This window comes from Frankia casuarinae (assembly GCF_000013345.1).
GTDB lineage: Bacteria > Actinomycetota > Actinomycetes > Frankiales > Frankiaceae > Frankia > Frankia casuarinae.
Map to the genome: position 1 here is coordinate 3,208,505 of NC_007777.1, position 25,402 is coordinate 3,233,906.

The 25,402-nt window shown below is 68.0% G+C and carries 20 protein-coding genes and 1 pseudogene; 3 read left to right on the forward strand and 18 right to left on the reverse strand.

From position 1 onward, the window contains the following. Positions 1-21 precede the first annotated feature (21 nt). The 10 genes and pseudogenes from FRANCCI3_RS13705 to FRANCCI3_RS13750 form a co-directional block, all read right to left on the reverse strand. Complete coding sequence (locus FRANCCI3_RS13705; RefSeq protein WP_035958605.1) at positions 22-606, reverse strand: hypothetical protein; 585 nt, start codon at positions 604-606, stop codon at positions 22-24. Next, positions 606-881: pseudogene (locus FRANCCI3_RS13710) on the reverse strand (SAM-dependent methyltransferase); the annotation flags it as partial. The gene FRANCCI3_RS13705 and the pseudogene FRANCCI3_RS13710, both read right to left, overlap by 1 nt. A 297-nt stretch (positions 882-1,178) precedes the next feature. After that, entirely contained in the window at positions 1,179-1,355 is a 177-nt protein-coding gene (locus tag FRANCCI3_RS27015) for a hypothetical protein (RefSeq protein WP_157493474.1), read from the reverse strand. Positions 1,356-2,149: 794 nt separating this feature from the next. After that, complete coding sequence (locus FRANCCI3_RS13720; RefSeq protein WP_011437116.1) at positions 2,150-2,563, reverse strand: hypothetical protein; 414 nt, start codon at positions 2,561-2,563, stop codon at positions 2,150-2,152. Positions 2,564-2,853: 290 nt separating this feature from the next. Further along, on the reverse strand, positions 2,854-3,081 hold the full coding sequence (locus tag FRANCCI3_RS23515; protein WP_023841739.1) for a hypothetical protein: 228 nt from the start codon (positions 3,079-3,081) through the stop codon (positions 2,854-2,856). Positions 3,082-3,143: 62 nt separating this feature from the next. Then, positions 3,144-3,689 carry a hypothetical protein gene (locus tag FRANCCI3_RS13725; protein ID WP_011437117.1) on the reverse strand — a complete coding sequence of 182 codons (546 nt, stop codon included), beginning with the start codon at positions 3,687-3,689 and terminating at the stop codon, positions 3,144-3,146. Between the two features lie 443 nt (positions 3,690-4,132). Continuing rightward, positions 4,133-8,455 (reverse strand): Eco57I restriction-modification methylase domain-containing protein, encoded by a 4,323-nt coding sequence (locus FRANCCI3_RS13730; protein WP_011437118.1) that lies wholly within the window; start codon positions 8,453-8,455, stop codon positions 4,133-4,135. Beyond that, the gene (gene drmD / locus FRANCCI3_RS13735) at positions 8,452-11,775 is read right to left on the reverse strand and encodes a DISARM system SNF2-like helicase DrmD (RefSeq protein ID WP_035958600.1); all 3,324 of its coding nucleotides are present in this window, start codon (positions 11,773-11,775) and stop codon (positions 8,452-8,454) included. Before drmD ends, FRANCCI3_RS13730 begins: the two co-directional genes overlap by 4 nt. Before the next feature lie 750 nt (positions 11,776-12,525). Next, positions 12,526-13,443, reverse strand: coding sequence for an NADP-dependent oxidoreductase (locus FRANCCI3_RS13745; protein ID WP_011437121.1), 918 nt, complete (start codon positions 13,441-13,443; stop codon positions 12,526-12,528). A gap of 54 nt (positions 13,444-13,497) precedes the next feature. Continuing rightward, positions 13,498-13,740: a hypothetical protein gene (locus FRANCCI3_RS13750; RefSeq protein WP_023841742.1), complete on the reverse strand. Its 243-nt coding sequence runs from the start codon at positions 13,738-13,740 to the stop codon at positions 13,498-13,500. 405 nt (positions 13,741-14,145) lie between these two features. On the opposite strand from FRANCCI3_RS13750, the gene FRANCCI3_RS24670 reads away from it, so the two are divergent. From FRANCCI3_RS24670 to FRANCCI3_RS13765, 3 genes are read left to right on the forward strand one after another with little or no spacing between them, the layout of a single operon-like run. Continuing rightward, a complete protein-coding gene (locus FRANCCI3_RS24670; protein ID WP_011437123.1) occupies positions 14,146-14,418 on the forward strand; it encodes a transposase in 273 nt (90 codons plus the stop codon). Between the two features lie 39 nt (positions 14,419-14,457). Continuing rightward, a complete protein-coding gene (locus FRANCCI3_RS13760) occupies positions 14,458-14,772 on the forward strand; it encodes a helix-turn-helix domain-containing protein (RefSeq protein WP_049760933.1) in 315 nt (104 codons plus the stop codon). Beyond that, on the forward strand, positions 14,772-16,028 hold the full coding sequence (locus FRANCCI3_RS13765; RefSeq protein ID WP_011437125.1) for a type II toxin-antitoxin system HipA family toxin: 1,257 nt from the start codon (positions 14,772-14,774) through the stop codon (positions 16,026-16,028). The genes FRANCCI3_RS13760 and FRANCCI3_RS13765 overlap by 1 nt, the downstream gene beginning before the upstream one ends. 371 nt (positions 16,029-16,399) lie before the next feature. Here FRANCCI3_RS13765 and FRANCCI3_RS13770 read toward each other — a convergent pair whose 3' ends face one another. The 8 genes from FRANCCI3_RS13770 to FRANCCI3_RS13805 all read right to left on the reverse strand — a co-directional run bounded on the left by FRANCCI3_RS13770 (position 16,400) and on the right by FRANCCI3_RS13805 (position 25,364). Further along, positions 16,400-16,828: a hypothetical protein gene (locus tag FRANCCI3_RS13770; RefSeq protein WP_011437126.1), complete on the reverse strand. Its 429-nt coding sequence runs from the start codon at positions 16,826-16,828 to the stop codon at positions 16,400-16,402. A 477-nt stretch (positions 16,829-17,305) separates the two neighbouring features. Further along, positions 17,306-17,941, reverse strand: a complete 636-nt coding sequence (locus FRANCCI3_RS13775) for a hypothetical protein (protein WP_011437128.1) — start codon at positions 17,939-17,941, stop codon at positions 17,306-17,308. Further along, positions 17,938-20,220 carry a hypothetical protein gene (locus tag FRANCCI3_RS13780; RefSeq protein ID WP_011437129.1) on the reverse strand — a complete coding sequence of 761 codons (2,283 nt, stop codon included), beginning with the start codon at positions 20,218-20,220 and terminating at the stop codon, positions 17,938-17,940. Before FRANCCI3_RS13780 ends, FRANCCI3_RS13775 begins: the two co-directional genes overlap by 4 nt. Further along, positions 20,213-21,337 (reverse strand): hypothetical protein, encoded by a 1,125-nt coding sequence (locus FRANCCI3_RS13785; protein WP_011437130.1) that lies wholly within the window; start codon positions 21,335-21,337, stop codon positions 20,213-20,215. Before FRANCCI3_RS13785 ends, FRANCCI3_RS13780 begins: the two co-directional genes overlap by 8 nt. 193 nt (positions 21,338-21,530) lie before the next feature. Then, entirely contained in the window at positions 21,531-22,208 is a 678-nt protein-coding gene (locus FRANCCI3_RS13790; RefSeq protein WP_011437131.1) for a Crp/Fnr family transcriptional regulator, read from the reverse strand. Positions 22,209-22,484: 276 nt separating this feature from the next. After that, the gene (locus FRANCCI3_RS13795; RefSeq protein ID WP_011437132.1) at positions 22,485-22,889 is read right to left on the reverse strand and encodes a hypothetical protein; all 405 of its coding nucleotides are present in this window, start codon (positions 22,887-22,889) and stop codon (positions 22,485-22,487) included. Positions 22,890-23,144: 255 nt separating this feature from the next. Next, on the reverse strand, positions 23,145-24,008 hold the full coding sequence (locus FRANCCI3_RS23520) for a rhomboid-like protein (RefSeq protein ID WP_049760935.1): 864 nt from the start codon (positions 24,006-24,008) through the stop codon (positions 23,145-23,147). A 249-nt stretch (positions 24,009-24,257) separates the two neighbouring features. Next, positions 24,258-25,364, reverse strand: a complete 1,107-nt coding sequence (locus FRANCCI3_RS13805; RefSeq protein WP_023841772.1) for an alpha/beta hydrolase — start codon at positions 25,362-25,364, stop codon at positions 24,258-24,260. Positions 25,365-25,402: the final 38 nt, after the last annotated feature.

Genomic DNA, 25,402 nt, shown 5'->3' on the forward strand with positions numbered 1-25,402 from the left:
ACCAGAGCGTGACATTGGGTATCACGCGGCCACGCCCCCCAGCCCCTGACCGCACTTCGCGCAGCGGGACTGATCGAAGATGGTGGGCAGGTGGGGGCAGGGAACAAGCGGCAGCCGCTGGCCGGGCGGCCACGCCCGGCACGTGAGCGCAGACCGATCAAACGGCCGGTAGTAGACGATGGCCCCGCCCTCATCCAGACGGGAGACGTAGTCCACCCAGCCCAGCGGCATAGCCATCCCGACCCGGACGTCGGCAACATCAACCGTGACCGGCCCATCGTCATCTGGGGCCATCGCCCGGTCGAGGGCCTCGCCAGGCTCGACACCGAGCACCGTCCGGCCCGCCTCGGTCAGGACGTATGCCAAGATGGTCACGGTGCCGCCGTGCAGGCTCAGGTCTCCCGCCGGCTCCCGGACCACCCAACCGCGACGCTCGATCGCCTCGAACGTGTTCCCAGCGACACGGACAGGGCCGCTATCCCGCTCTCCGTAGTAGCCGTGACCGAAGCTGTCGGCCCGGTAGTACAGAACACCCGCGTGGGCGAAGGTCAGCGCGCGGCGCTGAGGGTCCGACAGCCGCGGGGCCTTACTCGCATGTGCGTCCATAGGATGGACGGGTCGTTGTCCACGTAGATCACCCGCGTGTCGGGAGCGATACCCTGGGCGACCTCATGCAGGTTCGGCGAGGTCGGGATGCCGGTGCCGATGTCAAGAAACTGGCGGATACCCGCCTCCTTGGCAAGGAACAGGGTGGCGCGGTGGACGAACGCCCGGTTCTGCTGGGCGGCGATGCGCAGGGCCGGGAATACCTCCAGCGCCCGCTCGGCGGCTTCCCTGTCAGCGGGGAAGTTGTCCTTGCCAGCCAGAAAGTAGTCGTACATCCGCGCGGAATGCGGCACGTCCGTCCGCAGCTCCACCCGCTCCACCGTCTCCACCCGCTCCACTGGCGTGTTCCAGCGGTCATCCGTCGGGTTGTCGCTCACGTCCCGGCCCCTCAATCGCGTCTAGGTATGCTCGGCGTTCCCCGCCACCTCCATCGGACGGCCGGCTGACCTGCGGCGCTGCCGGTGCCGAGGGAGAACGGATGTGTTGTCACTGAATTATGGTGGTTCGCCTGCGGATGGTGGCAGGCGGCTTTAGGGGCTCTCCGCGGTACACCATGATCCACATTTTCCCGCCTACCATTCAGTAACGGCCGGTGGTGACGTGATGTAGTCACGGGCCGGGGTGGAAGAGGGGCGCACCCGCCACATCGACCAGGACCTGCCCCGGTCGTACACCGGGACGAACTCCCGCCGACGCATCGCCGCCGACAACCCCGTCCGCAGGCCGGTCCGCTCGGCGAGCAGCCGCACCGGCGGCGGACGGCTCGGCGGACGGGCAACACCTCTGCGAACCGGCCGGCTGTCGACCGGGCGCGGCCAGCCCGATAGCTACGCCGAGAAGTCGGGTAGACCCTCGACAGTCACCACCGAAAACCCCACAATCGGCGCGTGAGCGCCCATGCCCCGTGACGCTACCGCTCCACCCGACACCCCGGCATCCACCCGGACGAGCCAGACCGGCCCCGAGCCCGCCGCCCTCCAACGCAAACTCGATCTTCTCGACGCACCCATCGGATCGTCACCCGACTCCCAGGAACCCCCGCGGCCCCGACCCGACGGTGGCATCCCGGCCGCCACCGCAGCCGAACGAAAGGCAGCCCTCCTCGATGGGCCGACGCCCACTCCACGCGAGGTCTCCATCGCACGCGCGGAACAGATCCGGCTTCACCGTTCGCAAACCCGGAGAATGGATTGTCTTCACACCGGAAGGAAATGAGTAGCAATCAGCACGCATTCCCTCTACCGCCGTCGGAGGCCACCTCGACGCCGCCTATCCCGACACAACTGGTTCATAGATCTCGTGACGCCAGGCGGGCAGCACATGGTGAGATTAGTCAACGGCCCGGTCCCCAGCTATGAAGCCCGGACTTTTGAGCGGTTCGACATCCAGTTCCGGAAGATTCCCCGCAGCAGACCCCTCCCCGCCCGTTCTCCCGTGACTGGGAGGGGTTTCGCGTTCATGGCCGCCTGAGCTGCGCGCGCCAGGGGCCGTATGTACGCCTTGCTACGTCTACAGACTCGTCAGCGACCTAAAACCTAGATTTTTAAGCGGTTCTGTACACAAGGTAAATGTACTTACCACCAGCGCCCTTGTTGAGATCAACGTCGATACGCCGCCACGGTGCCTGCGGCTGAATCCCACTGTTGTCACCGAGTATGACATCCAGATCCTCTATCGGACTGCCCAGGGCGGGCTCCCGAGTGAAGGCAGCATAAATGTAAGCGCCGCCAGCACCTTTGTTGAGATCGACGTCGATACGGTGATAGCTCGGTGGAGCAGACTCGTCCTTGTTGAGCAGGAAGATTATGTTGGTGATGGGATCTCCGGCACCTTTCTCATAGGCGAAATACAGATAAGCGCCGCCCGCGCCAGCATTGAGATCCTTGTCGATCTTTATCCAGCCGCTCGGCGCGGGCTCGCTGTCGATCAGAACGGTCAGATTCGTGACATTACTCATGCGGTTCTCCCCTTCTTGCCAGCCGAAAGGCTCATGATCGTATTGTTACATGGAGAAGTAGGTCGTGTCTGGAGAACGCCAGAAGTGCCAGGAGAGCGGCCCGACTGGGGCCCGGAGGCCCTGGCCTCGCCCTTTCCTTGCTGAATGTCAAAAATTCCGTGACCTGGGATGACGGTCTCCGAGCCGGGCCAGAAAAGTGCATCCACAAAAATGGACATCTTGCTCGTCAATGCAGGTCAGGTCGCGGCGTGGGCCGCAGCGGTGCCCCAGCCGCTGCTCACCGCGGCGGATCATGCCCGCCGCCCCGGACGGACGACGCGAATGATGCGGCGGAGGACGCCGTGCGCCTTCTTCGCCCGGCGCGGGCGACCCGCCAACCGGGCGTTCAGCTCCTCGTACCGCTCATCACCCGGTCGAACGGTTATCAGTTCGCATCGAAGGTGACTGCCGTCCGCACCGCCGTGGGTCGTCGCGATGCTCTCGATGGAACCGTCGGGGAGCCGCATGATGATGGCCATTCCGGATCTCTCTTCTCCTCGGTGTGTGTCGTACGGGGTGGCTCGCCGCCGCCGGTCGACGGTCAGAAGCCTGGCCACTCGACGAGGCCGGTCGCGCCGAACAGGCCGGAGGCGTAGACGAGGACGCCGTGGGCCGCGTCGATGGTCAGGCAGCCCTGGTACTTCTCCCCCTGGCCGAGGGTCGCCGCGTTGAACGCCGGCTCGCAGCCGATCGTTGGCTGGACCCGCGCACCGTCCGGAGTGCGGACGAAGAAGTCGAACGGGTTGACGGCGAAGCCGGCCTTCGCCGAGGTGAACGACACCATGAAGGTCGCGAACGCCGGGCCGCTGGTGGGCTTGCTGAAACCCGAGAAGAAGGACGGGACCGCCTTCGGCGCGGCGACGCTCACCGTCGCGGCGACCTCGCCGCCCTTGCTGACCTGGAGTACCTCGCCGTACTGGGCCTGCTTCGCCCCCTGGGAGGCCCCGCCGGCCGCCGCGGCACCGCCGGGCGCGGCCGTCGCGCCGGTCGAGGAGACGGAGGTGTCGTCCAGGTTGCAGCCGGTGAGCCCGGTGAGGCCGATCAGGCCAGTGAGAACCGCGGCGACGGCGAAACGTGCAGTACTCATGAGATCCCCCGTGAAAAGGCGCGCGCCATAGCACGCCGATGAGAGTGATGAACGAGACGTCGAATATCAGGCTGCGGGTCGATGCCGGCTGCCTGGGCAGACGGGCGAGGTCGCAAGAATGTACCGACAGGACGGCCGTGAAACCCGTCGGTATCCGAGAAAGGCGGCGAGGTCCCGCTATCGCCAGCCGATCAGATCAATCCCGGACAACAACGATTCTGAATCGCTTCGAGCTTTCTGTCAACAGCTTCGGAAAAGTCGGAAAAGGTGGATGGAGGATGGCCGTGCCCGGATCCCCCCGAGAATCCGGGCACGGCAGAATGTCGACCGCGCGCGTGGCTCGGCCGGTGGACAAGGCGAATGGAGAACTCTCGCGGACCGGTCACCCGGAAATCGGGCGGGCGGCCCGGCGTCAAACGTAGGGTGTCGTTCGCTGTCTCCGGCTACAGGTCAAGCAGCGACCCCTGGTCCGGCGATGCGGCCGCCCTGGCGCGGGCGCCTTTCTTCTTCGCGCCCTTCTCGTGCAGGCCGGCGGCGACCTCCTCGGCGTACCGGGCGTGGTTCAGTTCGAGGAGGCGGTCGAGCACCTCGCGCTGCGCCCACGGCCCGATCGTGTACCGAGTGTACTTCCCGGCCGGATGAAAGCCGTGGTCCAGGCCCCGGTCGATCATATCGACCCACCCGTACGCCCGAAAGGTCGCCTCGTCGATGAGCCGGTGGATCTCCCGCAGCTCGGCGATATCGGCATCGTTGCAGCCCGGATCGAAAACCAGATTGTACGTCTTGGTGAGCCCTGACTGCCGCGCCAGCATCGCCTCCCGCCGGAACCCGTCCAACCCCTCCCCCAATTCCCGCATCTCCCCCGTCAGTTCAGGCAACGGCAAGGTCTCGAACACGTCCGACGGCGAGTAGTTGAGATCCGCCTTCATCGTCGAACTACGACTCATCGCCCACCAAAAATGGGGCGCGCTCGACAATAGTGACAGCATTGCCCCGTCGTCAGTGACAAACACACCAAGCTTGTGCGCGAACACCTGCCCGGTCGGCACCATCACCGGCATCACCGTGCGGCTCACAAGAGTGATGACGACAAGCCGTTCGAGATCCCCCATCGCGTCGAGCATGGCGGGACGCTTCTCAGCGTACTGCCACCAGTAGTCGCGATATACTTTTCGATTATTTCGGTCACGTTCTGGCTTGACGAGGAGGCGGACCTGGTCGTAACAGTCGCGGTACCGCTTTGCGCGGTCCTCAGGCCAGTCGTGGAAATTGACGACCCAACGACTGCCCGAGCAGTCGGGGCGCGAGTTGAGATCCTGACCGTTCAGATAGGGGAACAGCACGTCGGTATGACGCGGATCCTTCGCGATCAACGCGCGGGCCTCGGCGGGTTCCATCGTGAAGCCAAGACCCAGGACATAACTTCCAATAAAGGAGATTCCTGCGCTTTTTTCCAGTCGGTGAGGATTTCCGGACACCCGTGCCTCGGGCTCCAGGGAGGGCGCGATCACGGGGGTCTGGACGCCGTCGGCGAACCGGGCGGCGGCCGGCCCGATCTGCCCTGTGGTCCAGACGGCGCTGAATTCCAGGACCGCGGACTTCGACGGCCAGGGCCGGCTCTTGATCGACCGGCGGATGACGTTCCCGTCAGCGACAATCTGGTCAAGGCCGACCTCACGGGTATCGCCCTGGGCCAGGGTGTTCGTCGCGATCAGCCCCGTCTGACCGCCACCGTTGAGCAGAGAGTGCGCACGCAGCGCGAAGTAGGCGACCAGATCGGCGCTCCCCCGTGCTCCCCCGCCGATCTCCTCGACGAGGTACTCGCGATACGCCACGCCCAGTGCACCGGTCAGCTTCTGGCCACCGAGGAACGGGGGGTTGCCGAGGACGGCGTCGAAACCGCCCTCCTCGAAGACCTCGGGGAAGACCAGCGGCCAGTGCAGGGGTTTCCGCCGGAAACCGCCGGGAACGTAATCGGTGGCCAACCAGGACTGTGCCGTTTTCCGGGCCTCGGTCTCATCCCGCTTGCCGGTGACCTCATCAGCGAGGCGGGCCGCGGTCAGGGAGAAGCTTTCCCGGCTGGCCTTCTTCTCCTCGTCGATCTCGGCGCGGGCATGCGGGTTACTCGTCCCCGACCATTTCTGATAGCCGACGAGCGCGGCGCCGGCAGTCAGGTCGGCGAAGAGCCGCAGCCGCTCGGTGTCGTGTTCCACCCCCGACAGGAGCCTGCGCTTCCTCGCAAGTCCCGCCAGAGACGAGCCGTCGGTCTCGACAAGGTCCCGGCGCCGCCCGGCGGCGTCGCGGACCAGTTCACGGACGCCGGCGGTCCAGCCGAAGATGTCGGAGTGGATCTTCCGGCCCTTGGCCGGGTCGAGGTGCATGTACTCCAGCTGCTCGACCGAGGTGATACCGAGCAGGGAGTCGCCGGAGACGAGCCGGTCGTCCAGGAAGGTGAACGGCCGGCGCGGGTCCATCGACACCAGCCAGAGCGACAGCTTCGCCATCTCCACGGCCATCGGGTTGATGTCCGCCCCGTACAGGCAGTGCTCGATGACCAGCCGGCGGGCCTCGACGGTGACGTCGTCCGCGTCGGCGTCACCGGCGTACCCGGCGTACCCGGCGTGCCCGGCGGCCCGCGGGTCACCCTCACGGATCCACGCCTCCACCAGCCGGTCGCCGAGGTAGCGGGCGGCGGCGACGAGGAACGCGGCCGAGCCCATCGCGATGTCGGCGACCTTCAGCGACAGGATGTCGGCGCTGGACCGCAGCCGCCAGGCGCCCCGGTCGGCGGTCTGCAACGGCCCGGGGGCGTAGACCAGGGGCTCCAGGGTGTTGTCCGCGACCTCCTCGGCCAGGAACCTGGGGGTGTAGTGGGTGCCGGTGTTCTTCCGCAGCGGCGACTCGGTGACGTACAGCCCGTCCTCCAGGACCACGACGGGCTGGCCGCGCAGGTCCGTGCGCAGCAGGCCGTGGAACGGCAGCAGCCGCTCGGCGGTCGGGTAGTCGCCGCGGGTCACGGCGAGCAGGGCCTTGCGGGCCTCCTCCCGCTCGCCGGCCTCCAACGGAACGAGCCGGCGCTCGACCGCCTTCGGCGCGCCGATCCCGCTGGCGGCGAACCTCTCGGCGAGCGCGGCGGCGAGCAGCGGGCGGCCCCGGTGACGCGAGGCGAGCTCCTCCAGCTCGGACAGCTTCGCCTCGGCCTCCAGCCCCTCCCGGCCGGCCAGGCCGACGACCACCTCCGCGGCCGGGGCGCGTTCGGCATCGTAGGAGAGCAGACCCTCGTAGACGTAACCGATCTGCTCGACGTCCAGCGAGCGGAAGCTCAGCGTCCGCCGCTCCCGGGACTTCCCGCTGCCGACCTGGATGTACTGGACGGCACGCAGCATGTGCAGCACCGTGCGGTCGTCCACGCCGAGTGGCAGCCACGGATGGGCGGCCGGGTCGAACAGCGAACCGGCGTAGGCGTGCATGCGCAGCCGGGGATGATCGACCCCCGCGTACACGGCGGTGAACAGGGCGCGCAGCCGGTGCCAGGCCGCCGTCGACTGCTCCAGGTCGTCCTCGGTCGCGCCGTCGTAAAGCTGCTGTTCCAGCTCGGCGCACAGCCGGCCGGCGGAGTAGGTACTCGCGTACAGGTCGTTGCCGGCGGGCAGCAGGCCGCGTTCCTCGGCGTAGAGCAGGAAGACGATGCGCATCATCACCGCGACCGCGCCCCGGTAGACGTCGTGCGCGCCGACGTCGCGCAGCCCGGCGCCACCCCGGTCCCGCTCGGCGACGTGCCAGCGGCCGAAGGCGGCGACGAGCAGCTCCACGGCCTGGCGAACCTGGACGCCGAGCGCCTCGGTGATCTCCTCCTGGCTGCCGAGGCTCGCCTTCAGCAACGGGACCAGCGTCTCGTCGTCGGGTACGCCGAAGAAGCGCCGCCGGCACAGCAACGACACGAACGCCCGCACGACGTCGCGCTCGGCCGCCTCCGGCCAGGACACCGCGTCGAACACCGCCGTCGCCGTCACCCCGCCGCGCGGCGCCCAAACCAACGCCCACTGCCGGCCGTTCGTCACCAGCGCGAGCTCGATCCCGTGATGCCGGCAGGCGATCGCCGCCCGGTCCACCGGCGTCGCAGCCCAGGCCTGCCCGGCGATCCGCGCCGTCGGGGACTGTGACGGCGCGACGACCAGACCGAGCACGCGGACCGCGTCCGGTTTCACCTCGGACGACCCCCCGGCCACTGTGTCCCCCGCGGCCACTGTGTCCCCCGCGGCCACTGTGTCCCCCGCGGCCACTGTGTCCGCTGTGTCCGGATCGACGAGGATGAAGGACGGCACGAGGTGCGCGTCGTGCTCGCCGACGTCGACGGTGAACGAGCGCAGCGCGCCGTTCGCGCCGTTCGCGCCGTCCGCGCCACCCGCGCCGTTCGTGCCATCGGGCAGGACGAGCGTGTTCCCCCAGCCGAGTAGCTCGCCGAGAACGAAACGCACCCAGGCCGCCTGGCCGCCGACGGGATCGTCCAGCCAGGCGGTGTGCTCCCGGCGCAGGCGTTCCCGGGTCTTCTTCTCCAGCGGGTCGAGCGTCGGCCAGACCCGCCGGAGCACGGGCAGGCTGAGGAACGGCCCGCTGACCTCGATGAGGCTCAGCCATTCGCGGTGCTGCGCGGAGCCGTCCGGCGCGGGCGGCCGGCGCCGACCGCCACCGCTGCCGCTGCCGCCACCGCTGCCGCGACCTCCGGGGATGCCCCGGCCCCGCGTGGTGGCACCCACGGTACTCATCGCGCCTCCTCCGCTGCCGGCACGACCAGGACGACCGCGACGGGGAACTGGTGCTGCCTCGGGTCACGGTATCGCTGCGCGATCACGTCGAGCTCCCGTCGCCGTTCCTGGTCGAGCCGGTCGAGCCGGTCCTGCCACGCCTGCCGGTCCTTGCGGTACTGGGCCAGCTCCTCGCGGCTCCTGGCGATCTCGAACCGGCTGAACAGGGCGTCCTCGTCGTTCTCCGGATCCTCGATCGCACCGCGCAGCGTCGCGGCGAACTGATCGAGGATAGTGGTGATCCGATTCTCCTCGGCGGCCCGGCGCTGGCCGAGAAGGCGGGTCAGCGACTCCTGGCGGGTCCTCGTCCGCCACTCCAGGGCGGAGAGCACCCCGGGCCGCACCGCCGGCCAGCGCTCGGCGAGCCGCTCCCGCGTCTCCCCGGAGACGGGCCGGCCGGCGGCGAGCGCGGTACCGACGAGATCGCCGAGGACCGTCAGGTTCTCCAGGCGGCGGAACCGCCCGGTCGCCGGCGCCCAGCCGCCCGCGTACAGGACCTCCTCGTGCAGCCGGACGCCGTCCGCGCCCACCAGCACGAACCGGGAGAACGCGCCGATCAGCACCTCCTCGCAGCGCGGATCGTCCGAGCGCACGGCGGTGACGCGGTGCAGCCCGACGTCGGCGTTGGAGACGGCGCCCCGCAGCAGCCTTGTCGACATGTCGACGAGGCGGTGGCCGAGGTGCGCGAGCACGACGTCGTCGCGGTCCTTCGCCATGGCCGAGTCGAAGGTGATCGGCCGCTGGCGCGGCGGCGTGCCCGGGGGAAGGTCCTCACGGCGCAGCTTCTCGGTGAGTCCCGCGGAGGCGCGCTGCCACGAGCCGGTGAGCGTCGGCACCGTGAACAGTCCCTCGGCGTGCTCCTTCTCGTCGACGTACGGGGTGAGTGCCTGTTGGCGGGCGAGGCTCAGTGCCGTGCCGACGACGCGGCGCACCGCCGCCGGGGTGATGCCGAGCTCGCGGACCGTGTCGTCGAGGTTCGCCCGCAGCCGGCGCACCTGCTCGCGCACGTTCTCCGCGACCGGGACGGTGCCTCCGGCGGCCACGGAGCCGCCCGGACCGACGTCGAGGTCGTCGGGACCGAGGTCGATCCGCTCCCCCAGCATCCGACGCTGCACCCGATCGGAGAGCACCGCGTTGACCGACCCGAGGTCGGCCTTCATCTGCGCGACCTTCTTCACCACCCGCGACAGGAACTCCAGGTCGGCCTCAAAGGAATCGACGCTGCCCGACCAGCCGGAGCCGACGAAGTGCCGGATCTCCGGGGAACGGCGCTGCCCGTACCGGTCGATGCGGCCGATCCGCTGCTCCAGCTTGTTCGGGTTGAACGGGATGTCGTAGTTGACCAGCCGATGGCAGTGATTCTGCAGGTCGATGCCCTCACTCGCCGCATCGGTGGCGAGCAGGACCCGCATCGGATGTTCGCTCGGTTCGGCCTGGAAGGCGAGCCGCAGCTGCTCGCGCTCGTCAACGGACAGCCCGCCGTGCAACAGGCCGAGCCGCTCCCCGGCGAGCCCCTCCTGGCGCAGCAGTCCGGCGAGCCAGATCTGCGTGTCGCGGTACTCGGTGAACACGACGACCCGCTCATCGAACCAGTGCCGCCCGTCCGGCCGGCACACCGCGTTCAGATAATCGAGCAGCGCGCGGGCCTTGGCGTCCGGCTCGGCCTCGTGGGCGTCCGCCCAGCGCCGCATCCGGTCCAGCAGCTCGATCTCGCCGTCGGTGGGATCGAGCTGCATCGGCCCGATCCGGCCGAGGGCGTCGTCCTCGGCGTCGGCGAGCTGCTCGTCGTCCAGGGTCGCGACGTCGTCGAAGTAGTCCTCCATCCACGGCTCGGGCATCCCCGGCCCAGGCATCCCCGGCTCGGCCTCATCCGCGAGGCGGGACGCGTGGACCGGGCGCCCGTGCCGGGACACGAGGGTCTCCCGGTAGACGCCCACGGTGTGGCCGAACGCCGCCGGGGAGGAGAACAACCGCTTCTTCAACAGCAGGGTCACCAGGTCGGTCGCCTTGCGGCCGCGCGGCGAATCCAGCCGGGCCCGGCGCAGTGCGGCAAACTCCTTGAGCAGGCCGTGGATCTCCCGTTCGCCGTCCGGATAGACCACCGGCATGTCGATCGAGCGGCGCCGGGGGAACCGCGGGGTGCCGTCCGCGTTCTCGATGCTGCTTTTCAACCGGCGGACCACGACCTCGTCCACGGCCATCCGGTCCGGCTCGACGCCACGGGCGAACCGCTGGTCGTCGAGGATCTCCAGCAGCGCGGTGAACGAGGCGAGGTAGCCGTTGTGCGGGGTGGCGGACAGGAACAGCCGGTGGGTGAAGTGCGGCGCGAGCCGGCGGATCAGCTTGGTCTGCTGGGAGTCGACGGCGTAGACCTGCCTGGGCGCGGCCGGGGCGATGTGATGGGCCTCGTCGAGAATGAGCAGGTCGAAGGTCCGCGGGTAGGTCGGCTGACCATCGCCGGGCAGCACCTCGTCGAGCAGCCGCTGCGCCTTCGGGCCACGCAGCCAGGGCAGGCTGACGATCGTCAGCGGGTAGACCTCGAACGGGTTCGCCGCGCTGCCGTGCGAGCGACGGACCGCCGCGCAGCGCTCCGCGTCAATAATCGTGAAATCGCGGCCAAACTTCTCGGCCATCTCGTCGCGCCATTTCAGGGTGAGCCCGGCCGGACAGACGATCATGATGCGGCGCGCCCGGTGCCGCAGCAGCAGCTCCTCGGCGACCAGCCCGGCCTCGATGGTCTTACCGAGGCCGACATCGTCGGCGAGCAGGAGGTTCACCCGGGGCGCCGCAAGGGCGCGCGCCACCGGCTCGAGCTGGTAGTCCTCGACGGCCACCCCCGAGCGGAACGGGGCCTGCAGCCGCCGGGCGTCCGCGGAGGTCACCGCCGACCAGCGCACCGCGTCGAGGAAGGCGGCCAGCCGGCCCGGTGGGTCGAAGCCGCCCCGGGTGACGTCGGGCAGCGAACCGCTGGGCAGGACCCGCCGGCCCGGCTCGACCTCCCAGATCACCTCGACGGTGTGGCCGTAGCGACCGTCCTCCACACTCTGGAGGGTGACCAACGTGCTCGTGCTCGGCGCCGCTCCGTCCCCGACGGCGTCAGGCCCCGCCGCGTCCGCCTTATCCGCCGCGCCCACGTCCGCCGCGATCCACCTCGCCCCGCCGGCGGCCGGTCCGTCGATGTCCGCGACCACCCACTTCTGACCACGGACCTCCACCAGCGCGCCGATGTCGGGACGCTCGTCAGATGCCGGCGCCCCCGGGCCCGGCCCCGTCCCGCCCATGGCCTGCTGGCGGACGCGGCGTGCTGACGGAGCACGTTCGGTCGTCGAACTCGGCACCTGATACCCCCCTTGGTGAACAGCCCGACCAGTCTGGCAGGACGCCGGGCGACCGATTCCCGGCCCGGTGGCACCGTGCCGGCCCTCTTCGGTCCCCATCTCAGACCTAACGGACATCCAGGGGGCAGATTAGCATCTGTGAACTCAATTCACCAACATGACCCATGGCGGACCGGGTCTCGACATCGTGGTGCCGCGGGAGCCCCGGCCGCCGGCCGCGACCCGTCCGCACCAGACGCCGCGACCCGTCCGCACCAGACGCCGCGACCCGTCCGCACCAGACGCCGCGACCCGTCCGCGCCAGAAAGTTGTGGAGGTTGGGCACGGTCTCAAGGCCCGAGAGCGCGCCCAACCCTCGTTGACCACCAAGGCATCCGTGATCACATAGTCACGAAGTGCCGCCTCAAGGTCGCTGACACCCCCGGTCAGGCTGAGGACGAGGTCACTCGTGTTCGTCCGTTCCGGGATGTGGATGAACTCGCGCGGAAGCGGCTGGTTCGTCGGCGGCACCGACCCACGCTGACGCCCCCACGAACGGTGCGTACACGCTGTGCCACAAACCCTTGCCCGCCGATCCCGTCCTCCACCTCACACCGCCTCGCAGACGAATGCGGACCAATCGACCCCTCGCCTGGCCACACGGCTGACGCTGATCCATGAGGAGGGCAGGACCGGTCGCTGTCCCCGAAGTCCTCACGGACGAAGGTTGATGATCGTCTTTCCCTTACGTCGCTCGGTCGGATTGAGGGCGGCGACGGCATTGTCGATGGTCGCGACGTTGCCGATGTTCGTTCGCAGCCGTCCGTCGCGCACCCGCTGTACGATCTCACCCAGTTGAACGCGATCGGACTCGACAACGAAGTCGACTGCCAGGCCGTCGGCGGGCCGCGCCCCGACCGGTCCGACGACGGACACCAGCGTTCCCCCGGCTCGAACCAGACCCGCGGACCACTTCTGGATGTCGCCGCCGATGACATCGAAGACCAGATCGACCCCGCCTACGTCCTCCAGCGCGTCGTTCTCAAGGTCGACGAACTCCTGCGCGCCGAAGTCGAGCGCCTTCTGCCGGTCGGCAGCGCGTCCGGTGCCGATGACGTACGCACCGAACTCGCGCGCGAGCTGCGTCACCATCGTCCCGACTGCGCCGGCCGCGCCATGCACGAGCACGCTCTGCCCCGCCTGAAGGCGGCCGTGCTCGAACAGCCCCTGCCACGCGGTCAGCCCCGAAATCGGCAGGCTCGCGCCCACCGTGAAGTCGACGTCGCCCGGGAGCGGTGCGAGATTGCGTGCCTCGACGGCCACATACTGCGCCAGGGTGCCGTCGCGATGCCAGTCCGAGAGGCCGAACACCCGCTGTCCCACCGACAGCCCCGTCGTGCCATAGCCGAGGACCGTGACCACTCCGGCCAGCTCATGCCCGGGGATCGACGGTGTTCGGTCACGGTCGAGACGATCGGTCCAGGTCGAGGGCCACGCCATCTCAGTCGGGACGAAACCCGACGCATGAACCTCAACGACGACGTCGTTGATCGCCGCCGACGGCTCGGGCCGCTCCACCAGGCTCATCCCGGCCGTTCCCGCAGCCTGGTCCGTCACGACGATCGCCTTCATGGGTAACTGCCTCCCCGGCCATTTGTCTTGGGCACAGTGGTGGGCACGTGTCGCTCACGGACGAACGCGGACGATCGTCTGCCCGCCGATCCGCCCGGTCGGGCCGAAGGCCGCGACGGCATCGTCGAGAGTTGCGATGCTGCCGATGTTCGTCCACAGCCGTCCATTCCGCCGCCCATTCCGCGCCCGCCGGACGATCTCACCCAGTTGGGCACGATCGGACATGACAACAAAGCCGATGGCCAAGCCACCCATCCGCAGGGTCAGCAGGAAGCGCCGGACAGATCGCGGTGCCATCCGCCGACACCGATGAAGTCCGGGTCAGACGGCACGGTGCGGCCCCGAATCTCCAGCCTGCGGGCGAACGGCCGGGTGCGCAACTCCGCCGGCGCGGCCGATCAGACGCAGCGTGGTGTCAGGATCGAGACCCGGTCCACAGCCGCTCCGCCCTGGCCAGCTGGTGTGGAATCAGGAAGATGGTCACGCCGCGCCCGCGACAGCTCGCTTCGGACCGGCGGGCTCCAGGAGACGAGACCCGATGCCGGCGTCACACAACACCAAGATCGTCGAATATCGCAGGGTTCGGATATCAGCGCCCTGCCAGTCAACTGAGCTTTTGTAGGGTCTTGCGACTGATGCCTGGATCGTACCCGCTTCGGTGGATACCTGAGGTAGCTGCCCGATCTGCCGGGAGAGCGAGCTATGGGCGCGACACGTCGCGGATTCACCGAGGAGTACAAGGAGCAAGCGGTAGCCTTCGTCATCGACGGCAGCCGTCCGGTCGCCGAGGTCGCCCGGAACATCGGCGTCCATGAGATGACGCTGGGAAAATGGGTGAAGAAAGCCAAGGACGTGGAATCCGGAGACCGCCACTGGCTCAGACGGCTCGGGTGGGCACGCGATCTACCCGTCATGACCGTCTTCGCCCCGGCCTGCCCCACCTGGTCGGCCACCACACGGAGGAGCCGCACTTAACGGCGAACTTAACCGCCGTAGACTCGTATGATGTTGGCTATGGTCGGCGACAGGGCCTCGCATGCCACGCCGTTGTCGGTGGCGCGGTCGCTGCGTCTGCTCGGCGAGCATGTGTCGACCTGGCGGAAGCTGAACCGGCTGACCGCGGCCCAGGTCGCCCAGCGAGCCGGGATCTCCCGGGACACGCTGCGCGCCATCGAGCAGGGTAAGGGCACCGCGAGCACCGAGAACCTGTTCAGGGTGCTACGCACCATCGGGATCATGGATGCCGTCGTCAGGGCCACCGACCCGTACGAGACCGACGTCGGCCGGCTGCGCATGGACGAGATCCTCCCCAAGCGAGTACGGCGCTGATGGCCGGACGGGATCCTGTCGAGGTCACCGTCGAGATCGACGGGCAGGAGACCGCCGCAGGGACGTTGTGGCTTCACAACCGCGGCGGACAGAGCGCCACGTTCCGATATGCCGACGCCTACCTGACCAACCCGGCCGGATACGACCTCGACCCGGCGCTGGCCAGAGCCGCCGGCGTCTTCCACACGCCGGCGGGGTCGGCCATCTTCAACGCGTTCGCCGACAGCGCCCCCGACCGATGGGGTGAGAACCTCATGAGGCGTGAGGAGCGCGAGCGCGCCCGCGCCGCCGAGACCACACCTCGCACTCTCGGTAAGGCCGACTTCCTTCTCGGCGTCCGCGACGACACCCGCCAGGGAGGTGTCAGGTTCCGCCAGCCGGCGACCGCCACCTACTATTCGACGCACCGGCACGCGGTCCCACGGCTGATCGACCTGGCCCGGCTCATGCGAGCAGCCGACCGCGTCCGCGCGGAGGGCGACTTCGACCGCGACCTCGCGGACCTCATCGACGCAGGTAGCTCGCTCGGCGGCGCGCGCCCCAAGGCGGCGGTGCGGGACGTGTCCGGGCGGCTCTCGATCGCCAAGTTCCCGCGTTCGGACAGTGACGAATGGGACGTGGCCGGTTGGGAGGAGGTACAATTGAGGCTCGCTCGCAGAGCGGGGCTCACCGTGGCGGAGTCGGAACTGCTGACCGTTACCGGCCGGCACGTACTGCTCCTGAGCCGCTTCGACCGCATCGGCGCGCGGCGTCTGGGGTTCGCAAGCGCCCTGACAATGCTCGAGGCCTCCGACGGGGACCTTCGCAGCTACCTCGAGATCGCCGAGGTGATCGAACGCTACTCGCCGAGAGCTGACGCCGACCTGCGTGAGCTCTACCGGCGGATCCTGTTCTCCATCCTGACCGGGAACACCGACGACCACCTGCGCAATCACGCGTTCCTGCGCGAGCGAGACGGCTGGGCGCTCTCTCCTGCCTACGACCTCAACCCCAATCCGGACAACCCGGCCCGGCTGAGCACGGCCGTCGATCTCGACAACACCGACGCAAGCATCGACCTCGCGCTGTCGGTGGGCAACTACTTCCGCTTGTCGCCGCCGAGGGCCCGCGACCTCGTCAGGGAGGTGGAGACCGCCACGGCGGGCTGGCGGCAGGCCGCAGCCGGGCTCGGCATCCCGAAAAGCCAGGCCGACCGGATGGCAGCGGCCTACGAGAGCGAACAACGACGGATCGCCCGTGCTCTCAGGGTGCCTTGAGATTGGCTCCGGTATCGGGCGTCACCCGGCCCCGTCCGGCCTATCGGTCAATCCTCGGACATGCCGGCGGCCCCGCCACCAGACACGATCAGCTCATCGCCTTGCTCACCGTCGTCCGTGACACACTCAACGATGTCATAGACGCTGGAGGGGAGCCGGAGCGCCGCCTTCCCGCTACCCGCGCGTGGCGGCCACGGGACGCGAGCGCCGGACACCGTAGAGCTACGGTGTCCGGCGCCGCGGCGGCCGGAAAACCCGGGCGGTCATTGCCGATTGGAACCCGTGCCGGACGCCCTCGCCAACCCCGCTACATGTTTCTCCTAGCGGTTCGCCGTATTTCAGTGGCGTTCCGTCCAGGTCCTCTCGTCAGCTCAGTCCCAATCCCAATCCCAATCCCAGTCGTCCTTGTGGCGCCGGTCCTTACCGTCCTTGCCGTCCCACCGGTCCTTACCGTCCTTGCCGTCCCACCGGTCCTTACCGTCCTTGCCGTCCCACCGATCCTTACCGTCCTTGCCGTCCCACCGATCCTTACCGTCCCACCCGTCCTTACCGTTCCAGCCGTCCCACCCGTCCTTACCGTTCCAGCCGTCCCACCCGTCCTTACCGTCCCACCGGTCCTTGCCGTCCCAGCCGTCCCAGCCGTCCTTACCCCAATGATCCTTGGCGATCTTTTCATCCACCGGGCCACCGAGATAGCTCGACGCCAGCGCGCTCGTAGCCGCCGGCCCCACGGTGACGAACACTGCCGCCGCCGTAGACACCGCGACAACCGCGGCTTTCCGCCTCACGGACTTGTCCACGCTTCCTCCAGAACCGAGAGAGAGTGAATCGCTACTATCGGTAACAGAGACTAGCGTGCTCGACGAGGTCCGCAAACGGATCATCGACCGACTTCGACGATCAGCTAGCCACGGAGCGTGGCCTTAGCGGGATGAAGAGGAGATTCCAACTCCTATACACCCGCTGGAAAGGGAGATGCGGAATGTTGAGGTTCGCGGTTCACGGACTCCCACCACGCATGGTAATTGTCGGGTGGGTAGTAGGCGGTCATGCCCTTCGGCATGAATCGGTCCAATTCTGACAACGGCGCCTCGTCCGGAGTGATATACGTCAGCTGCCGGGTCGCAGGAGGAGATGGCGCGGTCCGCCTCCTGACGGATCCACCCGGCCCAGGCGAGCGCTGCTGCGTGTTCGGATTCCTCCGGCGTGTCGCCGGCATCCGTCGAGGGCAGGCCACGCTTCCGCCGCAGCCAGAAGTGATCAAGGTGGTCTATCGACTACAAAATGGCCTGGGAGGCGGGATACAGCTGCTTCAGTAGTTTGCCGAACTCCCCCGATGTGTTCCATCTGTCGAGCACGATTCCGAGCTGCGCGGCAAGGTCGCCTCGCCTGCCGTCCGCTGGATCTGGGAGGACTGCCTGTATGATCGCCTCGGCATGCTTTTCGAAGGTCATGTCGTCGTCCACAGTGTGTTCCCACTTCCGCGGCCTCGGCAATCGGCTCTCCGCCTTTGGACTGATCACTGAGACGAGATAGTCCAGCACGGGCATCGCCCGGCCTGTTGCCTCGATATCCGCATCGCCGCGAGCCAGGTGCCAGACCGCCGCCGAGTCCGCGGCAGAGAACACCTGAGCGAGATCACGCCGTCTCTCCAGCTCGCGTTGGTACTCGTCGGAGAGGACGGGAACCGGGGTCATCGCCATCGTAGGGACTACCACTGGCGACGGAGGAGCCTTCTCCGCATCCAGAATCCCGCGCACCGGCCACGCCTGGACGACTGTCACTCCTGTCAGAGCGAGCGCAAGAACTACCCAGATCAACAACGGCCCGCCCACGATCCACCCCAGAAGAAGCGGCGTGGCGAGGAGACCGAAAAGGTTCATGACGAAGACGACCCACTGACTCCTGGTCATCGTTGTTCCTCTCGTCCTGCGGCGGGCGACGGCTGGGTGTCACCTGGCGAGGAGGGCGGACGCAAGCCGACATCCTCCCCGAAGAGCTCCTTATCGATCCGGTCGAGGAGATAGGTGCGAACTGCGGCCTGGTCGGGCGCCATCGGATCCCCCAGCGGCCGATCCACCCAACGACCGAGGATCGCCCGCAGCGATGAAAGCAGATCAAAACGTTCACGCAGCGCGTCGACGAGCAAGTCCGGTAAAATCGTCGGCCCCCGCCCAACAGCCTGCACCACGTCATCCAGCCAGAGATGGACCAGCCCGATCGTTTCCTTCGAGGGCGGCGCATCGGCCTCGAGCACAAGGATCCACCCGCCACGGAAAAGCTCCCCGCATTCGGGATCGTCGACAGGCCGCCATCCGACGGCGTCCCTGGCATACAACCGAGAGGCCGACACCAGGCGCAGAAAAACCTCCGCGTTCCCCGTCGATCCGCGGACGGCATAGGGCGCTCTCACGGACCGGCCAAGTACATAGCGATAGTTGTCCCGGTCGGCGCTTGCCAGGGTCTCGACGGCATCGATGGCCGCGCTGGCAACCTGCGGATTCTCATGCGCGGCGAAGTTGTGCAGTCGGGTCAACGCCTGAAACGGATAGATATCATATATTATTTTACCAGAGAGCTCGATACACATACGCGCCAGGTAGGCGTCCAGCCGATGATCCTCCGACCATGCACGGATCCGCTGCCGGAACTTCCGGCCGCCGGTTCCCTCCGCTCCCTCCTCCAGGCCCTTCGTAAGCAGGCCCAAGCACGCGGGGATCGCGGCGACACGACGGCGACCGATCCAGTGATACGCAAGATCCAGGGCATCATCGGCTCGATCACTCCGCAACGACTCCTCGGTGAACCGTTCCGCGAACCTCGTCAGAACATCGTTGGGCCAAAAGATCCCCGGCGGCGAGGGAAGCCGTTCCGCCCAATCGAGAAAGGCCGGACGCAACGTCGGGTAGTTGTCCCAGGCATAGTGGCGCGCGGCCACGCCGAATCCCGTCTTCTCAAAACGGATCGGTCTCTGCTCGTCGCGGACGACACCGATCTCTCCCAGGCGGGCCAGAAAACCTGGGCGGGTCAACGCGTGGTCATCTGGAAGGCGAAACTCACCGGCCCGGGCGAGCTCCCGTTGCGCAACGAACACCAGGTCCCGATCCGCGTCCTCCAGCATGGCCGCTGTGATGAGAAGGAGAGCGTTCATGCCGGTCCGATCGTTCTCGAGCAGACAGTCGATCTCCTTCCCATAATCGCTGTCCTGCCGTTTGACCTCCCGCCAGGCCAACCGGAGGCAGTCCGGCAGAGCCGCGCCCGGACGCATACCCAGGAGTTTCGCTGACGCTACGGCCACCCGGCTCACCTGATACAGCGTGGCGGCCCCGAGATCGGCGAGATCGGCGGACTTTTCGATGATCTTTACTATCGTCGCAAGATCAGGCTGCGCGCTTGGTTGCATGGATACGGCGAGGTGTGATTGCAGCACGGCACGCCAGTCCGGCCGGCTCATCTCGGGCACGAGTCGCCGCAGCTCGGCCGGCAGCCATCTCACCGAGTCCGCTGGAAGAATGACCGCCAGATAGCGGGCCGAGCCGGCAACGACGTCCCGCAGCGCCTCAAGCCGCTTCGCCAGTTCCTCGGAGCGAGACGGCATCAATTCGGACAGGTCGAGAAGATACCGCGCCTGATCGTCCAACGCTTTCTGGGGAATGTCCGGCTCGTCGTCTGCCTCGACATCGGCGGGAATACGCTCAATCCTCTCCGTCCCGGCCCTGGCACCACCGGCTCCAGCCACCAGCATCCACGCCGCGGCGTGGATGCCGTCTCCGGGGGATCCCGAGAGCAGCACCAGGCGGTGTTTTTCTATCTTTTCCGCCGCATCCGCGAAGCCGGTGGGCCGAACGAACACTCCGCTCAGCTCGCGAAGAGTCGCGCCGGAGATGGCTTCGGGCCGGCGAACTCGCTTCTTTGCCAGGTCGATCAGATTCACAATATTCTTGATGTCGCCGTTTCCCAGATGGGTCTGCGCCCGATTGTCACCACTTACCGAGCCGCCGACGTTGCCTGCTCCACCGGATTTTCCTGCCCCGCTGACATTACCGGTGTTCCCGGCCCCCGGTGGTTCGGCGGCGGCCGCTGCGCCGGCGCCGGCTGCTTTCTCGTCCGGGGGCACATTACCCGGCGGTTCGTGCGGCAAGGTTTCATCCGCTGGACTGGCGCCAGGCATAAGACTCCGGATGTCAGTCATCGTGTGCGCCCTCCACGCCCGAAGTCCCCTTTTCGTCCACGGCTCCGGGGTCCGGGGCCGTGGTCGGGGATCCCTGCGTGAAGTTAGAATCACCAAAATTAGGGCGGTCGAGCGGCGCGGCGAACTGGTGGCCCTGGCCATAGTGTTCCGGGCCATGGTGCTCGGTACGCGGCCCGATCTGCTGGTCGCCGCGTGGGGCGTGGGTATCTCTACGGGTTGTGCGGATCGGACCAGACGCGGTGTTGATGTCACCGATGCCCACGTGCGTCTGCGGCCGATTATCCCCGAAGACCGATCCGCCGACGTTGCTGATACCACCGATATTTCTGATGCCGCTGATATTTCTGGTAGCGCCGCTCTGCCCAAGGTCGGCTCGGCTACGGTCCGATGGCGTGGAAGCCTCGGCCGCCGCCCGCGACGGTGCGGCTGGAACCTCGGGAACGCGGAAGCCGCGGTGCAGCAGGCCGCCCGACGGTCTCGGCACATACAGGTACGCCTCGTCGCGGTATGTCTTCACCTCGACGGGGGCCTTCACGAACAAGGAGTCGTCCAGCCCGCTGTAACCGCTGAGCACGGCGTCCTCGTAGGCCCGTGACGACAGGATCGCGGCCACCAGGGTCGTCCGGGGATTCGACTCTTCCAGCAGGTGTCGTACCGCGGCGGCGTCAAGCTGGCGGTGCAGGGCAATACGGGCCGCACCGCTGCCGTCACCCAGCCGGTTCGTCCCCGAATCGGTCGTCGATCCCACGTGCAGGCTCACCCGCATCCGCAGCGTCCGGTCGGCCGCGGCAGGTGCGACGGGCGCGACCTTGTTCCGGTACTCCAGCTCCTGCTGGAGGTTGTCCAGGAACGGGTGGACGAGCAACGGCAGCATCGAGGGCTCGAAGCCGAGCACGTACCCGTCGCCGGTGGTGTCGGAGAAACGTTCCATCGATGGTGATTCGGACCAGCCAGAACGCGCGAACGCTCCGGTGAGGATGTCCGGCACCGCCCGCGTCATGTCCTCGTGCCAGCGTCCGGGGTAGCCGCTGAAATCCTTGATGTCGACGACGAGCAGGGCCCGGTAAGGGGGCATTGCCATGCTGTCGGTGCCGCCATGGACCGGTGTAGAGGCCATCGCTGAATCCTTCGCGTTCGCGGGAGAGCACGGATGTCGTGCCCGTGTTCTTCAGCGTCGCGGCGGAAGAGTGACAAAAACGTCCATCGACGGACGGTTCAACGGTGGCACGGACCACATCTCGTCGGCCCACCGGCTCCCGTCAACGGAGAACCAGCGGACGACCTGGAGCCCGCCGGGCCAGCCGGCATGCTCAGCCGGTCGTGATGCCCACCTCGGCCCGCAACCGTGAGATATCCGCCACCGCGAGCCGTGGCCCCGGCCTCAGCACCTGTTCCTCTCGCAATGCCGCCACATGTGCGGCCACCGTGCTCCGGGCGAGTCCCAGGGACTCCGCGACGGCATCGAGCGAGAACGGCACCCGCATCGGATCGGGCAGCTCCGGTCCGGCGAGGGCGACCAGTTCCAACAGCAGGCGGGCGACCCGCTGCCGCGGCGAGAAATGCACGAGCTGATGCTGATAGGGAACCGTTTCGGACAGCTTGCTCACCACGTAGTCAGCCAGCGCTCCCTGAACACCGTGCCGCCGCAGGAAGGAGTCGAGCGTGGCGGCGGAGACCCGATGCGCCTCGCATCGATCGATCGCCTGCACCGTGGCGGTGCGTCCGGTTCCGATTCGCGCCATCTCACCGATCATGTCCCCGGGCGAGCGCAGCGCCAGCAGGAGGGCCGAGCCCTCCGCGTCCACGCGCACCACCTTTACCCGGCCGGTGGTCAGCAGAAGCAGGAAATCATCTGGATCGCCCTGACGCAGCAGCACCTGCCGCGACCGGAAATGGCACCGGGAACCGCATGACAACAACGCCTGCCAGAGACGGTCGCCGAGGATAGCCTGCATTCCCCGCCGGGCAGGCCGGACAGAATTGGTCATCCCACAGAAGTATCGCGGATCGGGCCCGCATTCGGCGCCGCCACCGAGAGGATGCGACTGAGGTGACCGACCAGCGGTCTTGTCCGATCAATCCTTTCTATCCGGTTCGCCCGATTCGCTCTCGGCCGCGATGCACCGATGCACCGATGTACCGATGTACCGTGCCGCGGATGGTCGAACTGCTGCCATCCGCGGCACGGCGCCCGGCTCCCCGTGCCATCGGCGCAGGGCCTCGTTCACCGGCCGGGCCGGGCCCCGGGTGGACGGGTTACTCGACTACTCGACGCCCTCGAAAATCCAGCCCCTGTCCTCCCTGAAGATAGGTGACAGGGCAACCAGCGGCGGGTAGATGAGCGCCGGGTGAAGTCCCAGGGTCAGTTCATTGTCCGGGACACCGATGGTGAAGGTACCCGACTGGGGACCATCAGCGATCTTCCATTCACGCGGCTCCGGGAGCACACGTACCCGCTCGAATGTGTCCGGGTCACCATCGAAGCTCACAAAAGCCCCGCCGGACGGCTTGCGGATCGTGTAGGTGTCGTCGTTGGCGCGCCGCACCTGCCACACCTGCCCGCCGCCGTTGCCGTCAGGCAGAAGGACGAGGTTGCCCCCGCCCACGTCGGTGAGGGTCTGCTGCCCGGCGATGCTGATCCGGTAGATGCCGTCGATCACACTTGCCACGCTTGGCTCCTCTTCCGTCAAAGGAACAACTGGTCACGGTTGCAACCAGCCGCGATTGAGAATGTTGCTGCCTGCACCAGAGTCAGAAGGAAGATCTTCTCTTTGATGACATGATGAGACCCTTTTTGGCGGTTCGATGAGCCAGGAAAGCTCTGCGATGGGGCACTGGACGAGCAGACCGTGGTGGCAGCGGACAGCCAGGACGCTAACACCATCATGCCCGCTGGCGTCGGCGTTTCGGATCAGCGGCGCACACTAAAAATGCAGATCAAGACCCGACTCGCGCCGTCCACGTATCCAACGATATCTTCGCACACCAAACCGCGCTTTGTGGCCGGACTTCGCCCTCCTGTTCCCCCCGACGTCCCACCAGCCGCGCCGAGCGGTGTCCCGCCGCGCCGCGGCGCGGCGGCGCACCGGTGGCGCGAGCCCCGCGAGCGCACCGAGGGCGAGGGCCGCCGTATGGCCGACCGCGTCGAGCTCCCCACGGCTCACCCCCTTCATCATCACGGGGAGTACGACGACGAAGGTCAGTGACGCCAGAGCGCGCAGCGACCGGCGGGAGGGCAGCACCACGAGCGCGGTCAGGGCGGTCGCCACGACATAGCTCGGCCCGACATCCAGGACGTGCAGAGCGGTCCGCGGCAACCCGCCGGTGACGACCCGCAGGTCCAGCACACCCTGGGAGATCAACGTCGCCCCGGCGTGCCCACCCAGCACGACGGCCAGCGCGGTGGCGCCTCCCGCCGTCGCCTCCAAGCCGCCCACGGCCAGGCCCGCGAACATGAGCCACGGCGCCAACGGCCCCTCGGGCAGCCACGGAATACTGCCCACAAGCACCCCGAGGGGATGGTGGCGCATCTGGTCGAAGGTTGTGCTCATGGCCCACTGCCAGCGGGTCGCCGTGGCCGGGTCGACGTACTGGAACACCCGCGCCGCGACGAGGGCGCCGAGCAAGGAGTCGGTCACCGGCAGCCGCCACACGACCGACCACGGGCGTCCCGACCACGGGCTGGCGGCGCCCTCGGCCCCGTGAACGTGCTCCGCGCCGGCGGGGCCGTCGTCACCTCTGGCGGTACCGTCGTCGCCTCCGGCGGGGGCCGGTGTGCGGACGGTCATGGGACTCCGGCCCCCGGTCCACCTCGGATGTTCTCCGCCGGCGCGGCCCATCCCCGCTGATCGCCCCGGCCTGGAATCGAGCACGCCACGGAACACTCCCGCCTGACGAGAAGCAGGGCCCATCTGAAGAATGTCTTCGCCCGGCGCTGTCATTCCCGGCACCGCGGCAGCCGACCAGATGTGCCACGGTCGCGCCGGGCGGATGGTCGCGCCGGGCGGATGGTCACGCCGGGCGGACGGGGCCGACAGTCACGCCGGGCGGATGGTCACGCCGGGCGGTACCGCCCACAGCAGGCTGTCTCGAAGCGCCGGACGCCACACGCCGAAGTCGTGGCCGCCGGGGCGCAGCCGCAGCACGACGTCGAAGCCCGGACGCTCCCCCAGGGCGCGGGCCATCGCCTCCGTGTCGCCCAACGCCTCATGATCGCCATGTCCGCAGTCCAGCCACACCCGCATCGGCGGGAATGGTGGGAGCGTCGCCGCGTACCGGGCCGGGGTGTTCGCCGCCACGACCAGAGCGAGATCGGGCCGGTTCCCGAACAGGCCGACCATCCCGCCGTCGTGGGTCGGTTTCGACATCCCGGACATATCAATGATCGTCTCGACGAGGTCACGGTGGCGTAGCCCGAGGTTCAGCGCGCAGAACCCGCCGGCGGACATTCCGACGAAGATCCGGTCGGCTCGGTCCGCGATGGCGCGCAACCGCCGGTCGACCGTCGAGATCACGTCGTCGATCAGATAGGTCTCGATGTTCTCGCCGGGCCGGTCGACGCATTCGCTGTCGTCGAGCCAACCGTGACTCAGTCGCGGGGCGACGAGGATCGCGGGCCGGCCGACCCCGGCAAGCAGCGCGCCGACCTGCGCGGCCCGGCCCGCCCGGTACCAGTCGACCGGCACCCCCGGCGAGCCATGCAGAAGGTAGACGACGGGGAACCGGACGTGCGGTTCGGTGAAGTACTGGGGCGGGAGGTACACCAGTGCCTGCTTTGCCTCCTTCACACCGAACCCGCTGTGCGTGCCGGGGACCAACAGGTCGATAACCGATCCGTCCGGGTGCGGCGGCGCTGGCGCCACAGCCTCCCGCGCCGACCCCGTCGGCCAGGACTTCACCCCGATGACGTCGTCGACCCGCGGCAGGTAGCCGTAGTAGGCATTGACCAGATCCGCCGCCGTCACCAACGTGAGCAGCATGGCGAGGACGCCCATCCCGAACGCGGCGGGGCGTCCCACCCGGTTCCGATGCCCCGCCCGGCGCCGGTGGGCCAGCCACCCGCAGCCTGCCCAGCAGGCGAGCGACATTCCCGCCAGGGACAGCAGGAACCACTTCCCGATGACGACCAGGGACCCCAAATCCACGCTCCCCTGCGAGTGTGTCCACGGTGTAGACAATATGG